A 14,121-nucleotide genomic window follows, 5' to 3' on the forward strand; every position below is an offset into this window, starting at 1 on the left:
GAACTCGCCAAAGCCGCCGGAGCCACTTTCGTTGCCCGTGGGACAACCTATCACGCCCAGCAGCTCAGTGACGTCATTGCTGAGGCCATCGCCCATGACGGATTCGCCCTTGTCGAAGCCATCACCGCTTGCCCCATCGGGTTCGGTCGTCAAAACAAAAGCGGTTCAGGAGCAAATATGATGAAATGGCAGAAAGATCACGCCGTAGCCAAAGCAGCCTATGAAAAACTCGCAGCCGAAGAACAGGCCGACAAGTTTGCCATTGGCGTGCTTTATGAAAGTAAGGCTCCTGAATATACCAAAGAATACGACAAACTGATCGAACAGGCCCAGGGGGGAGCAAAATGAAACGATTAGAAATGAGATTATCCGGTTCCGGCGGTCAGGGACTCATCCTGGCAGGTATCATCCTAGCTGAAGCCGCCATACTAGATAAGAAAAACGCCGTTCAGTCCCAGTCCTACGGACCCGAAGCAAGAGGCGGCTCAAGTAAATCAGAAGTGCTTATTTCAGATGAAGCCATTCATTATCCGAAAGTAGTCAAACCGGACCTGCTTCTCGCCATGACGCAAGAAGCATTAGATAAATATGCCCATGACCTGCCAGACGAGGCCATGCTTGTCATTGATACAACCTTCGTTAAAGACATTCCGAATAAATTCACGAATGTCTATCAGCTGCCCATTACAGAAAAGGCCAAAGAAGTTTTAGGCAGAGCCTTGTTTGCCAATATCATTGCCATTGGGGCCATTGTAGCCCTGACAAAAGCGGTAAGCAAAGAGTCGGCCGTGAAGGCCGTACTGGCTCGGGTACCAAAAGGAACAGAAGCTAAGAATGAACAGGCTTTTGAACTCGGGATGTCACTGGTTAACGCGTAATCATTTTGCGGTTGCAGCGAGAACAAAGAGCAGGAGAATCGTTATAGAGATTCTCCTGCTCTTTTTTGAAAGCCTATGATGATTAATCTGATTCCTTCATAAGTAATCAGTAAATTGGGCAGGATTTCATGTAGAAAGCCAGAATAATAGCATGCAGAGGAAAAATGAAATTCTACTGATGATAAAATCAATGTTATAAAATGCGATAAAGGGGGTGCAAGTATGAAAATTGTGGAGCAAGTTTGCCGGATGAAAGCGAGTGCTAGTCTATTAAAAGCCGAATATCCTACGGAGAACTTATTTCAGATTTTCGTGAATGGACGTCTCCAAGATAAATCAACCTGCGTCATTGAAGGCGAAAATATTAATTTCGGATTTGATTGTCTTGTAGCGGGCGATGTGGTACAAATTTTTTACTGCTTGTCATAGACAACAAAAAAGCCTAACTCCTTATGAATAAGGAACTAGGCTTTTGTTTTCTTATAATGGCGGAGTGGCAGGGATTTGAACCCTGGCAGGCCTCACGACCTCTAACGATTTAGCAAACCGTCCTCTTCAGCCACTTGAGTACCACTCCAGTCACGCTTATTTAGTATAGCATGGACGAATAGGACTGTCAAGGATGAAAGCAAAGAGATAAGAAAAATTCTTTGAAAGTTATTAATAGAAAATTCGTAAGGAATAGATAAAAATGGTCTGATTTGTGATAAAATATTGAAGAAAATAAACCAATTGTCATGAGGGAGCTCCTATGAACCCAATTTACTTACCTAAACTCAATTATTTAACACCTACTTTTGATTCTACTTTGCTCAAAGCTGTAGAAGAAGCTGGTGAATTGGCTCGTGCCGTTTTGCAGTTCCTTCCTTATGATGAGTCAAATTTTGACAAGAAGGCCTTGTCTGCTCAAGGGAAGTCGCTGCTTTTAGCTGTGTCGCAAGAATTGCTTGATGTTGCGCAGACTTGTGTTACCATGATTTTTGTTATGGAAGATGAATATCATGTGGATGCCGATCAACTTATTCGCAGTCATCTTGCTAAGCTTACAGTAAAGGGCTATCAGTTTGACGAACGGCCTGTTTATCAGATCACAACGGTGGGGTGTTTTAAGTCGCTCCATTTACCGCGTCTTTATCTTGAAAATGTTACACTTTTAACAACCGTCTGCAAAATTCAAGAAGAACTTGGTGAACTGACGCAGTATGTTGGTAAAAAATCCGGTGCTTCGGGTGAGAGTCACTTTTTAGAAGAATCTGCTGTACTTGCTGGCTGTGCAGCAGAATTGCTTGATGTGGCGCAATGTTGTTTTACAATGATGTATATTTTAGCTGAACAGTATCATGTGAATATCGCTGAGGTTGTAGCTGAACATGTACAGAAATTAGAAAGAAAGGGCTATTTTGGCTCGTAATTGGAATGGCAGTCCAAGAATAGTCGAGAGAAGGGGTTTTGCGACGTAGACTTTGATTGACAAGGTTTCTTCGTTTTTGGTACAATAGGAACGTTGGTACCTGCCTGGATAAATTAATAGTTTATTCAGATTAGGTGCATTAGAAAAACGAGGTGCATGGATATGCAATCCTATGTTGTAGCTTTTATTCTGGCGCTAGTTATTACGTATTTCTTAACGCCATACGTAAAAAATCTGGCCATTCGACTCGGAGCCTTAGATGCGCCTGATGCGCGTAAAGTTCATAAAACTCCTATTCCTCGAATGGGGGGGTTGGCAATTTACGTTGGTTTTGTTATTGCCGTGCTTTCAAGTATGCATTTAAGTCAAGAACTTATTGGTCTACTTACAGGGGGGACAGTAATATTAATTGTCGGTATTATTGATGATATGGTACAGCTTTCAGCAAAAGTAAAGTTGCTTGGTCAGATTGCCGCCGCAGCTGTATTGATTTTATTTGATATTCGTATTGAATGGCTGACAAATCCTTTTGGGGATATGGTTTATGTCGAATATTTATCTATTCCAATTACCCTGTTTTGGGTTGTTGCCTTGACGAATACAGTCAATCTTATCGATGGTCTGGATGGTTTGGCTGCAGGTGTTTCTACCATTGCTGCAGTAACGATTTTGCTTGTTGCGCTTCAGGAAAATTCCCTTATTGTTGCTGTGCTTACGGCAGCGCTTGCTGGAAGTGCTTTTGGATTTTTGCAGCATAACTTTAATCCTGCGAAAATATTCATGGGAGATACGGGTAGCATGTTCCTTGGCTATATGTTAGCGGCAATTTCCGTGCTTGGTGCGGTAAAATCGGCTGCCACGATTGCTCTTATTGTGCCTATTGTGGCACTGGGCCTTCCTATTATGGATACAGCCTTTGCTATTATTCGTCGTTACAGCAATGGTCAACCCATTTTTAAACCGGATAAAGGTCATTTACATCATCGTTTGCTTGAAATGGGACTTTCCCAGAAGCAGGCAGTTCTTCTTATGTATGTGATTAGCGGTTGCCTGGGATTGAGTGCCATTGCTCTTACTGAAGTAAACAAAGGATTAGCCGCTTTGATCATTCTTGCTTTGCTTGCTGTGGCCTTTTTTGGTGCACGTAAAATTGGTGTGCTTAAACAGACAGGGTCGGCACAAACGCATTCTTGAGTAATAGCGCATAAAAGGATAATGGATAATAATAATTACAAATGGAATAATATGGACGGGCGCAAGTCCGTCCATATTACTTCAACGGGAGAGTGGTATGCTTGGCACGTCTCAAAATTATGACCGTTTTTGGCACCCGGCCTGAGGCCATCAAAATGGCGCCAGTAGTATTAGAATTGACGAAGTACCCTGAATTGATTCAACCTAGTGTGACTGTTACAGCGCAACATCGTGAGATGCTTGATCAAGTTTTAGGGCTGTTTTCCATTAAACCTGACTATGATTTGGATATTATGTCGGCGGGACAAACCCTGTTTGATATTACGACAAGGGCTATGCACGGTCTGGACAAAGTGCTAAAACAGGAAAAGCCTGATCTCGTACTTGTTCATGGCGATACAACAACAACCTTTGCTGGCGCTCTTGCTGCCTATTATCATCATATTGCTGTAGGTCATGTGGAAGCCGGGCTTCGTACAGGCAATAAATATTCGCCTTTTCCTGAAGAAATGAATCGTAAACTCACCGGGGCTTTAGCTGATTTTCATTTTGCACCGACAAGCCAGGCGCGACAGAATCTGCTTTTGGAGAATGTCAGCAAGGACCGGTTGTTTATTACAGGGAATACCGTTATTGATGCCCTAAAGGCGACAGTCAAAAAAGACTATGTTTTTGCCGATTCTATGTTGGCAGCGATTAACTATGAACGGCGGAGAGTCATTTTGATTACAACGCATCGCAGAGAAAACCTCGGCGAACCTATGCGTCATGTCTATCAGGCGCTGAAGGATATTGTGGCGGCTTTCCCTGATGTGGAAGTTGTTTTCCCTGTACATAAAAACCCGAAAGTTCGTGAAGTCGTTGAGGCCGAATTGGGTCATTTGGCGCGCATTCATTTGATTGATCCCTTGGATTATGAACCTTTTGCTAATCTGATTGCCCGTTCTTATCTTGTTTTGACTGATTCTGGTGGTATTCAAGAAGAAGCACCTGCATTAGGTAAGCCCGTTCTTGTCCTTCGTGATACGACGGAGCGTCCTGAAGCCATCGATGCTGGAACAGTAAAGTTAATTGGTACAGAAAAACAGCGCGTTTTTTCAGAAACCAAGCTTTTGCTGGAAGATCAGAGTCAGTATGATCAAATGGCAGGTGCTTGCAATCCTTATGGTGATGGTCAGGCTTCGCGGCGCATAGTGCGAAATATTTTGTATCGACATGGGTTGATTGCTGAAGCACCTGAACCGTTTGTTTGTTCAATAAAGTAAATAAGTTTCATGAATCCTTCTAAATTTTTAGAAGGATTTTTTTAATTGTGCAAAGAATTAGTATATAGCATTGCTTTATTGAGTGTTTAGTGATAGATTTTTTCTGTTAGGGGTATAATAGTTCTGCCAGAAAAAGGGATGACGCCATGGATAATCATCATCTTTTGAATGCGATTAGCCGTGTATCTACACTCGGAGTGACACTTGTTTCTTCCATTGCTGTTGGCATGTTTTTAGGGCATTTATTAGATAATTGGCTTAATAGTTCACCTTGGGGAATTATTGCAGGTATTCTGCTTGGTATTGTTGCTGGGTTTTATGGTATCTTAAAAATCGTTCTGGCTAATCAGGATAGATGATTGAAACTGGAAAGGAATTTGTGATGTGATGGTTTTTTGGCAGCAGAAAAAGGTCCAAGCCTATTGTATGGGTCTTGCAGTTTGGTCTGCTGTACTGATTGCCGGTATGTGGCTTGCAGGCCAGGAAGACGAGCTTCCCGGCCTTATTTTAGGTATGGTTACAAGTCTGTTTTATTTTTTCCTGCTTGTTTTGCGTGCGCAGCGCAGTGTTGTGCTTCCTGTTCCAAAGGCTGTGTCATCCATGCGTATTGGGTGGCTTCTCCGTTTGTTTTTTATTTTACTTATGTTGGTTTTGTCGCTGAAAATTCCTGTGTTTCATTTTGCGGCGGCTGTTTTAGGACTGTTTTCATTTCACATTTTTATGATGTTAACGGCCTGCTTGTTTATTTTAAAACAGCGGCTTTTACATAAAATTTAATGAGAAAGGGGTGAATTTTTAATGGGACATGAAATTGGGGCACATCATTTGGCACATTTCGCTGGGTTTACTATTCACATGGATACGATGTATATGACTTGGCTGACCATGGCGATTGTGATCCTTATTGCGCTCCTGGCTACGAGGCGTTTAAAGCTTGTACCATCTGGCTGGCAAAATGTATTGGAAATGGCTGTTGAAGCGCTTTTAAATCAAATCAAAGAGACGATGGGGCCCAAGGGCGTCTCGTTTGCTCCAATGATTATTACGTTGTTTTTATTTCTACTTGTTGGAAACTGGCTGGGTCTTGTTCCAGGGTTATCGTCACCAACGAGTGATTTAAATACTACACTCGGATTGGCTCTCATGGTCATCATTATGGTCCAACTTGTGGCTATTATGAATAAAGGATTAAGTGCTTACTTAGGTCACTTTATTAAGCCAATGGTACTTTTTCTACCAATTAATATTATTGAAGAATTATCTAAGCCAATTACGCTTTCTTTTCGTTTGTTTGGTAATATAATGGCCGGTGAAATTTTGATTATTGTGCTGGGCATGCTTGTGCCGTATGTTATTCCAACAGCATGGTTGGCGTTTAGCGTATTTGTCGGTGTTATTCAGGCTTTTATTTTTACAATGCTTTCCATGTCCTACTTGTCTAGCGGACTAAATGATGAAGGCCACTAAAAATTGATAATATAACCATGAGTATTGAAAGGTTAAAAAGGAGGAAGTTAACTATGGAACACGCAATTATGGTAGCTGCATCGGCGATTGGTGCTGGCTTGGCAATTGGTCTTGCTGCAATCGGTGCCGGTATCGGTGACGGTGTAGTAACAGGAAAAGCAGTAGAGGGAATGGCAAGACAACCGGAGGCAAAAGGAACGATTCTTGTGAATATGCTTATTTCGGTTGGTTTGATCGAGTCAATTCCTATCATTGCAGCTGTTATTGCTATTGTTTTAGTATTTGCTAATCCGTTTATTAAGTAATAAAAAGCAGCGGTATAGGGCGGCGGATTGAACATGTCTGTCGTCTGTTTTACCCGCCAAAAGAGGAGGGTCCTCAGTGGTTGAAATTGATGCGACGCTTGTTGCGCAGATTATAAACTTCTTGATTCTTGTGGCTATATTGACCAAAGTGGCGTATAAACCGCTTGTCAAAGTGTTGGCTGAGCGCCAGCAGCGCATTGAAAATAGTATTGCAGCCGCAGATAAAGAAAAAGCTTTAGCTGAAGAGTTAAAAGCTGAACATGAACGTCAATTAGCTAACGCTCGTACGCAGGCGCAGGCCATTATTGACAAGGCAGAGAAATTTGCCGCTGCCAAGCGGGATGAAGAAATAGAGCAAACTCGTTTGGAATGTGCTCGAATGCTGTCAAAAGCACAAGAGGAAATTACGCGGGAGCGTGATCAGGCTATTGCTGACATGCGCTCTGAAGTCGTTTCGTTATCTCTTGCGGCAGCTTCTAAGGTTATTGGTGAGAATATGACATCTGCAGCCAATGCAAAACTTGTCGAAGGCTTTATTAACAAGCTTGATGAAACAAAGCCAGGTAGTTTGCCATGTTAATGGAACAATTGGCGCAAAAATATGCGCAAGCCGTGTATGAATTGGCAAAAGAAAAACAACAATTAATTGCCGTGGAAGCGCAGCTGAGTATTGTGGATCAAACCATTAGTGGTCATAGCGAGCTTAGCACTTTCTTATATCATCCGCGTGTACCTATGGCAGCTAAGAAAGATTTAATAAAAAATGTGTTTGCCCAGGAAGTAACTGTAGATGTATTAAACTTTTTGTTGCTTATAGTAGATAAGCGGCGGGAAAATTTGTTGCCGCAAATTATTGAGCAATTTGTGGCACTGGCTAATGAAGAGCGTAATATTGCCATAGCTGAAGTAACGACAGTCTTGCCCCTTAGTGAACAGGCAGAAACGGCGCTTATTCAAAAGCTCACAAAAGTAATTGGAAAAAATATTCAACTTAAAAAGCACACAGATCCGTCCATTATTGGGGGCGTTATTGTACGCCTCGGTGATAAACTTATTGACGGTAGTGTAAAACGTCAACTTGATATGATGAAGTTTAAATTGCAGAGTTCTCAAGTGACGAAGATTGGGGTGACAAACGGAGTATGAAAATGAGGCCTGAAGAAATTACGGCTATCATCAAGCAGCAAATAGAAAATTATGAAGTCGACCTCAATGTCGATGACATTGGTACAGTGATTGAAGTCGGCGACGGTATTGCCCGAATTCACGGTTTAGCCAAAGCTATGGCTGGTGAACTGCTAGAATTTCCTGGCGGTGTTTTCGGTATGGTACTCAATTTGGAAGAAGACAATGTGGGCGGCGTGCTATTAAGTGGTGAAACAGCCATTAAAGAAGGCGATATGGTCCGGCGTACTGGGAAAATTATGCAGGTTCCTGCCGGCGAAGCTCTTGTTGGCCGCGTTGTCAATCCATTAGGTCAGCCTATTGATGGTAAGGGACCGATTAACACGACAGAGTTTCGCCCTGTTGAATTTAAGGCACCGGGTATTGCAGATCGTCAGAGCGTAAAAGAACCTTTGCAAACAGGATTAAAGGCAGTAGATGCCCTTGTTCCGATTGGTCGGGGGCAGCGTGAACTGATTATTGGTGACCGTGGTACAGGAAAGACAGCCATTGCTATTGACACTATTATTAATCAAAAAGGTCAGGACGTCATTTGCGTTTATGTGGCCATTGGCCAAAAGGCTTCAACAGTTGCGCGTGTTGTACATACTTTAGAAGCCCATGACGCAATGGAGTATACGATTGTTGTTGTAGCTTCGGCATCGGATAGTGCGCCACTGCAATATATTGCGCCTTATGCGGGTGTAGCTATGGCAGAATATTTTATGTATAAAGGCGGCCATTGTCTGTGCGTTTATGATGATTTATCTAAACAAGCCACAGCCTATCGGGCTATGTCACTTTTACTGCGTCGTCCACCTGGTCGTGAAGCTTATCCTGGTGATGTATTTTACTTACACAGCCGTTTACTCGAACGTGCGGCAAAATTGTCAGCCGAACTTGGCGGCGGTTCCATTACGGCTCTACCTATTATTGAAACACTTGCAGGCGATGTATCGGCTTACATTCCAACGAATGTTATTTCGATTACAGATGGTCAGATCTTCCTGGAAAGCGAACTGTTTTATTCTGGTATTCGTCCGGCTATTAATGTTGGTTTGTCTGTATCGCGTGTTGGCGGTAGCGCTCAGGTAAAAGCCATGAAGCAAGTGGCAGGAACACTTCGCCTTGATTTAGCCCAGTATCGTGAAATGGCTGCTTTTGCGCAGTTTGGATCAGATCTGGATAAATCGACAAAAGCCCTTATTGACCGTGGTGACCGCATGACAGAGATTTTGAAGCAGACGCAATATGCACCACTGCCTGTCGAGGAACAAGTCATTGTCATTTATATGGCTGTCAATGGATTTCTTGATGATGTGCCTGTGGAAAATATTACGAAGCTTGAACAAGATTATTTGAAGTTTATGCGGACGAGTTATGCTGAGATCGGCAAGTCCATTAAAGAAAAGAAAACCATTGATAATGACATAGCAACAGCGCTGAAAAAAGCCATTAAAGAGTTTAAAGATACATTCTTAAGTTTTGAACAGAATGCGGCGAGGTGATAAGAAATGCCTAGTACACAGGACATACGTCGCCGCATTAAAAGCGTAAAAAATATTCAGCAGATAACAAAAGCCATGAAAATGGTGGCTGCTGCCCGTTTGCGTAAAGCACAGGAAAAGGCACAATCCTCCCGTCCTTATACGACGAAAATACGGGAAGTGCTGACAAGCGTAGCGCAACATGTAAGCGATGTATCCCATCCGCTGCTTGAAAAAAGGGAAGCTAAAAATGTTTGCTACCTTTTAATGAGCGCCGATAAGGGACTGGCAGGTGCTTATTCATCGAATTTGATTCGCGAAGTTGTTCCATTAATCAAAAGGCATGAGGCTGTTAGCTTAGTGACAGTAGGACGCAAAATGCGTGATTATTTTCAGCGGCGCAGTTATGATATTGATCAAGCGTTTGCGGGATTTTCAGAAAAACCGGGCTATCAAGATGCCATGGACATTGCACGTTTTATGGCAGATGGTTTTTGTGCTGGTAAGTATGACGAGATTTACATGGCCTATACGCAGTTTATTTCGCCCATTCATCATGTGCCGACGGTTGTAAAATTGTTACCCATGGAAGATATGACGCAGGCAGAACAGGGTATAGCTGAATCTGCCAGTCAGTCTGAATATATATTCGAACCCAATGCAGCCGAAGTACTTGGTGAATTGCTGCCGAAGTATTTGGAATCTACCATTTATGGTGCCCTCCTTCAATCAGCTGCAAGTGAACTAGGTGCTCGTATGACAGCCATGGGGTCGGCTACAGATAATGCCCAAGAACTGATTTCCAAGTTAGAACTCAAATATAACCAAATCCGTCAAGCCACAATTACGCGTGAAATCTCGGAGATTGTCGGCGGGGCAGAAGCGATTAAATAGTTATTCAAAGGAGGGGGGAACCCTGTGAATATCGGTAAAGTAAAGCAAGTTATCGGTCCTGTTGTGGACATTGAATTTTCCCCCGAACAGCTCCCTGCCATTTATAACGCCATTAAAATTCAAGGCCAAGCAGGAGATGTTCAGCTCAGCGTTATAGCAGAAGTGATGCAGCACTTAGGTGACAATACCATTCGTGCCGTAGCCATGTCGTCTACAGACGGTATGACACGCGGCATGGAGGCCATTGATACGGGTGCTCCTATTAAAATCCCTGTTGGCAAAGGCACGCTGGGTCGGGTATTTAATGTATTAGGTGAAGCCGTTGACAATAATTCAGAGGCTGTTCAAGCGGATGATTATTGGCCAATTCATCGACCTGCTCCGTCATTCGAAGAGCAGGAAACATCTACACAAATTTTAGAAACAGGCATCAAGGTTGTTGACCTTATTGCGCCTTATTCTCGCGGCGGTAAAATCGGTTTGTTTGGTGGTGCCGGTGTTGGTAAAACCGTTTTGATTATGGAGCTCATTCATAATATTGCCACCGAGCATGGCGGGTTTTCCGTTTTTGCCGGCGTAGGTGAGCGTACGCGTGAAGGCAATGACTTATGGTCTGAAATGAAAGAATCCGGTGTTATTGATAAAACAGCTCTTGTGTACGGGCAAATGAATGAGCCGCCGGGAGCCAGAATGCGTGTCGGTCTGACTGGTCTTACCATGGCAGAGTATTTCCGTGATGTGGCAGGTCAGGACGTCCTGCTCTTTATTGATAATATCTTCCGCTTTATTCAAGCAGGTTCAGAAGTATCGGCCCTTTTGGGTCGTATGCCATCTGCTGTTGGTTATCAACCAACATTGGCGAATGATGTGGGCGCTTTGCAAGAACGGATTACATCCACCAAGAAAGGTTCCATTACGTCTGTTCAGGCCGTTTATGTGCCTGCCGATGACTTGACTGACCCGGCTCCTGCTGCGACATTTGCTCATCTTGATGCGACGACAGTACTTTCTCGTCAAATTGCTGAGCTTGGTATTTATCCAGCCGTGGATCCTCTTGATTCAACATCAAGAATCATGGACCCCAATGTGCTTGGTGATGAACATTATCGCGTAGCGCGGGGCGTGCAGAAGATTTTGCAGCGTTATAAAGAACTGCAGGACATTATTGCCATACTGGGTATGGAAGAATTGTCGGAAGATGATAAAATTACTGTTGGAAGAGCCCGAAAAGTTCAGCGGTTCCTAAGCCAGCCTTTCTTTGTGGCTGAAGTCTTTACTGGATCACCTGGTAAATATGTCTCCTTAAAAGAAACCATTCGTGGTTTCGATGAAATTTTAAGTGGAAAGCATGATGATTTGCCTGAAGCAGCATTTAACTTGGTAGGTTCGATTGATGAAGCGATTGAAAAGGCTCGCACTCTGAAGGGGGAATAGAAAGTGGCCAAAACGGTTCGCTTGGACATTGTGACTCCTGATAAGTTGGCTTATTCAGAAGATGTTACAATGGTTATTGCCAGAGCAACTGACGGCGATCTCGGCGTCCTGCCTGGTCATGTGCCACTGATTGCAGCCCTTGGCATTTGGCCGCTGCGACTATTCAATGATGATGGCGAGAAACAAATTTCACTTTGCGGCGGCTTTATTGAAGTACAGCCCGACAAAGTAGTTATTTTAGCAGGCTGTGCTGAACTGCCGGAAGAAATTGATGTGCCCCGTGCCGAGCAAGCCAAACGGCGGGCAGAAGAGCGCTTGGCTAAGCATGGCGGCGATGTGGACGTTACGCGGGCTGAGGCCGCCTTGTCGAGGGCCATGATGCGTCTCAAAGTAGCTGGCTTTCAATCACACAAATAAAAATGAATACCTTTTGTGCAAGCTGAACGTAACGTTCAGCTTGTTTTTTTTGTCCTCACGACAGGCTGCATATTCACTGAAAAAAGTGGCAACAATGATTTTATAGCGGCAAATAATAAAATTGAGGTTTATCGTGAGGAGACACTAGGTGAAAAAAGTGGCTTGGAAGTGGTTGAGCTTTGGCTTGATTGCAGTCTATATATGCATCATAGTTACTTATGGGGGACAGCAAAAATGTGCTTTGCCTGTATTAAGCAAAGCTTTGTCAACTACAGGGGCTGAAGTTGCTTTCGTAGATATTCAGGGGTGGGTAAAGCAAGAGCACTTAAGGATGGATGAAGCTGCACTGGAAGAGAATGTGCGAGAAAGTTTCGATAAACTTGGTTATAACGGGAACGATGTACAGATTGAAAAAAAACAAAACTCTTATTTTTGTAAGGTTCGTGGGGAACTTCGTGATCCGAATCTTGTGATTGTTGTTATGAGTCAAATGATTTATGCCAAAGGGATTCAACCTGCTGTGTCTTATACTGCCATAAATGCTGAGATACAGGGCCAAAATGCCTCTGGTGAGGAGTGGGAAAGAAAAATCGGCAAAATTTTAGCAGAAATTGGGCCAAGACCTCGGATAAATACTTGCCTCGTAGGCCGGCTTGATGGTAAACTAAACAAGAATAACTTGGAACATCGTTTATTTCTTGCCTTTCACAGCATACAAGCTGTAGTACAGGAACCGATGTTTGTTGATGATATCGCTAGTTTTACCGGATATACGCCAAATCTGACGGAATTCTTTACAGTGAATGAGCAAAAGGTAAATGTCCATATGGCTGTGCGGTATCATCCGTCTGAAGAGCGAACCTATGTAACCATTGGGACACCGGTGATTACACGGGGGTATTAGTCGTAACGAGTTGGTGTAGGAGGAACTTTTGTGGAGAAATTAGTTATCAAAGGCGGCAATAAGTTATCAGGAATTGTAAAAATTAGTGGCGCTAAGAACGCTGTGTTGCCGATTATTACTGCCTCGCTGCTTGGCACGACTCCCAGTAGACTGGAAGAAATACCAGATCTGGAAGATGTGCGTACAATCAGTGCAGTACTTGCTGCACTCGGCGTGAAAGTGGACGCCAGTGAAAAAGCAACCCTTACTATTGACAGCACTCATATTCGTACTTTAGAAGCTCCTTATGAGCTTGTTCGTAAGATGCGGGCCTCTTTTTTGGTCATGGGACCGTTGCTCGCCCGTTTTGGCCGGGCTAAAATTTCATTGCCTGGTGGTTGTGCTATTGGCACTCGCCCCATTGATTTACATTTAAAAGGCTTTGAAGCTCTTGGGGCTCAAGTGGAATTAGGCCATGGTTTTATTGAAGCCCGTGCACCGGAAGGTGGACTTATCGGCGCACGGTTTTATTTCGATTTCCCCAGCGTCGGTGCTACAGAAAATTTGATGATGGCTGCTAGTCTTGCGAAGGGGCAGACAATTATTGAAAATCCTGCTGAAGAACCGGAAATTGTTGATTTAGCCAATTACTTAAATGCCATGGGAGCTAAGATTCGTGGTGCCGGTACGAATGTAATTCGTATTAATGGCGTCAACGAACTTACGGGAGCTGTCCACCAAGTCATTCCTGATCGTATCGAAGCAGGTACCTATATGGTTGCAGCAGCCATGACGGGCGGTGAAGTGCGTGTTGAGAACGTCCTTATTGAGCATTTAAAACCGGTTATTGCCAAGTTAAAAGAAGCAGGCATTAAGCTTGAAGAAGATACCAGCGGCGTCTGGGTTCGTGCCAGCAACAGGGAATTCCGTTCTGTTGATATTAAAACGCTGCCTTATCCTGGTTTTCCTACGGACATGCAGGCGCAGCTTATGGCACTTATGACAGTGGCTAAAGGCACAAGTGTTATTACGGAAACGGTTTTTGAGAATCGGTTTATGCATGTTGATGAATTGAAGCGCATGGGAGCTAATATTAAGATTGAGGGACGCAGTGCAATCGTAGAAGGTGTGACAGGGCTTACTGGCTGCCAGGTTAAAGCAACAGATCTTCGCGCAGGTGCGGCACTTGTCCTTGCGGCTTTAGTTGCTGAGGGAACAACAGAAATTGGTTATATTCATCATATTGATCGCGGTTATGATGATATTGTTAATAAGTTACGTGGCCTTGGCGCTAATATTTGTCGCGTCGAGCGGTAAGCTTT

At 43.6% G+C, this 14,121-nt stretch carries 17 protein-coding genes, 1 tRNA gene and 1 pseudogene; 18 read left to right on the forward strand and 1 reads right to left on the reverse strand.

Going from position 1 to position 14,121, the window contains the following annotated elements:
* The 3 genes and pseudogenes from Ga0466249_RS00005 to Ga0466249_RS00015 all read left to right on the forward strand — a co-directional run.
* Positions 1-348 (forward strand): annotated as a pseudogene (locus tag Ga0466249_RS00005) (thiamine pyrophosphate-dependent enzyme); the annotation flags it as partial.
* Positions 345-878, forward strand: coding sequence for a 2-oxoacid:acceptor oxidoreductase family protein (locus tag Ga0466249_RS00010; protein WP_215827382.1), 534 nt, complete (start codon positions 345-347; stop codon positions 876-878). The pseudogene Ga0466249_RS00005 and the gene Ga0466249_RS00010, both read left to right, overlap by 4 nt.
* A 222-nt stretch (positions 879-1,100) precedes the next feature.
* The gene (locus Ga0466249_RS00015) at positions 1,101-1,307 is read left to right on the forward strand and encodes a hypothetical protein (RefSeq protein ID WP_215827383.1); all 207 of its coding nucleotides are present in this window, start codon (positions 1,101-1,103) and stop codon (positions 1,305-1,307) included.
* A gap of 57 nt (positions 1,308-1,364) precedes the next feature.
* On the opposite strand, the gene Ga0466249_RS00020 is transcribed toward Ga0466249_RS00015, so the two are convergent.
* Positions 1,365-1,455: transfer RNA gene (locus Ga0466249_RS00020), tRNA-Ser, on the reverse strand.
* Positions 1,456-1,629: 174 nt separating this feature from the next.
* On the opposite strand from Ga0466249_RS00020, the gene Ga0466249_RS00025 reads away from it, so the two are divergent.
* From Ga0466249_RS00025 to murA, 15 genes are all read left to right on the forward strand, one after another.
* Entirely contained in the window at positions 1,630-2,289 is a 660-nt protein-coding gene (locus tag Ga0466249_RS00025) for a nucleoside triphosphate pyrophosphohydrolase family protein (RefSeq protein ID WP_215827384.1), read from the forward strand.
* 162 nt (positions 2,290-2,451) lie between these two features.
* The gene (locus Ga0466249_RS00030) at positions 2,452-3,483 is read left to right on the forward strand and encodes a glycosyltransferase family 4 protein (RefSeq protein ID WP_215827385.1); all 1,032 of its coding nucleotides are present in this window, start codon (positions 2,452-2,454) and stop codon (positions 3,481-3,483) included.
* 101 nt (positions 3,484-3,584) lie between these two features.
* On the forward strand, positions 3,585-4,748 hold the full coding sequence (gene wecB / locus Ga0466249_RS00035) for a non-hydrolyzing UDP-N-acetylglucosamine 2-epimerase (protein WP_281422550.1): 1,164 nt from the start codon (positions 3,585-3,587) through the stop codon (positions 4,746-4,748).
* A 146-nt stretch (positions 4,749-4,894) separates the two neighbouring features.
* Positions 4,895-5,107 (forward strand): AtpZ/AtpI family protein, encoded by a 213-nt coding sequence (locus tag Ga0466249_RS00040; protein WP_215827386.1) that lies wholly within the window; start codon positions 4,895-4,897, stop codon positions 5,105-5,107.
* Between the two features lie 28 nt (positions 5,108-5,135).
* Positions 5,136-5,525: an ATP synthase subunit I gene (locus Ga0466249_RS00045; protein ID WP_246588349.1), complete on the forward strand. Its 390-nt coding sequence runs from the start codon at positions 5,136-5,138 to the stop codon at positions 5,523-5,525.
* Between the two features lie 21 nt (positions 5,526-5,546).
* The gene (gene atpB / locus Ga0466249_RS00050) at positions 5,547-6,215 is read left to right on the forward strand and encodes a F0F1 ATP synthase subunit A (RefSeq protein WP_215827388.1); all 669 of its coding nucleotides are present in this window, start codon (positions 5,547-5,549) and stop codon (positions 6,213-6,215) included.
* Between the two features lie 53 nt (positions 6,216-6,268).
* Entirely contained in the window at positions 6,269-6,520 is a 252-nt protein-coding gene (atpE, locus tag Ga0466249_RS00055; protein ID WP_215827389.1) for a F0F1 ATP synthase subunit C, read from the forward strand.
* A gap of 76 nt (positions 6,521-6,596) precedes the next feature.
* On the forward strand, positions 6,597-7,100 hold the full coding sequence (gene atpF / locus Ga0466249_RS00060) for a F0F1 ATP synthase subunit B (protein WP_215827390.1): 504 nt from the start codon (positions 6,597-6,599) through the stop codon (positions 7,098-7,100).
* On the forward strand, positions 7,094-7,666 hold the full coding sequence (locus tag Ga0466249_RS00065; RefSeq protein ID WP_215827391.1) for a F0F1 ATP synthase subunit delta: 573 nt from the start codon (positions 7,094-7,096) through the stop codon (positions 7,664-7,666). Before atpF ends, Ga0466249_RS00065 begins: the two co-directional genes overlap by 7 nt.
* The gene (atpA, locus tag Ga0466249_RS00070) at positions 7,663-9,192 is read left to right on the forward strand and encodes a F0F1 ATP synthase subunit alpha (protein WP_215827392.1); all 1,530 of its coding nucleotides are present in this window, start codon (positions 7,663-7,665) and stop codon (positions 9,190-9,192) included. The genes Ga0466249_RS00065 and atpA overlap by 4 nt, the downstream gene beginning before the upstream one ends.
* A gap of 6 nt (positions 9,193-9,198) precedes the next feature.
* Entirely contained in the window at positions 9,199-10,065 is an 867-nt protein-coding gene (gene atpG / locus Ga0466249_RS00075) for an ATP synthase F1 subunit gamma (protein WP_215827393.1), read from the forward strand.
* 24 nt (positions 10,066-10,089) lie between these two features.
* A complete protein-coding gene (atpD, locus tag Ga0466249_RS00080) occupies positions 10,090-11,499 on the forward strand; it encodes a F0F1 ATP synthase subunit beta (RefSeq protein WP_215827394.1) in 1,410 nt (469 codons plus the stop codon).
* A 3-nt stretch (positions 11,500-11,502) separates the two neighbouring features.
* Positions 11,503-11,916, forward strand: coding sequence for a F0F1 ATP synthase subunit epsilon (locus Ga0466249_RS00085; RefSeq protein WP_215827395.1), 414 nt, complete (start codon positions 11,503-11,505; stop codon positions 11,914-11,916).
* Positions 11,917-12,064: 148 nt separating this feature from the next.
* Positions 12,065-12,820 (forward strand): YwmB family TATA-box binding protein, encoded by a 756-nt coding sequence (locus Ga0466249_RS00090; RefSeq protein WP_215827396.1) that lies wholly within the window; start codon positions 12,065-12,067, stop codon positions 12,818-12,820.
* A gap of 30 nt (positions 12,821-12,850) precedes the next feature.
* Positions 12,851-14,116: a UDP-N-acetylglucosamine 1-carboxyvinyltransferase gene (gene murA / locus Ga0466249_RS00095; RefSeq protein ID WP_215827397.1), complete on the forward strand. Its 1,266-nt coding sequence runs from the start codon at positions 12,851-12,853 to the stop codon at positions 14,114-14,116.
* Positions 14,117-14,121 lie beyond the last annotated feature (5 nt).

This window comes from Pelorhabdus rhamnosifermentans (assembly GCF_018835585.1).
GTDB lineage: Bacteria > Bacillota > Negativicutes > UMGS1260 > UMGS1260 > Pelorhabdus > Pelorhabdus rhamnosifermentans.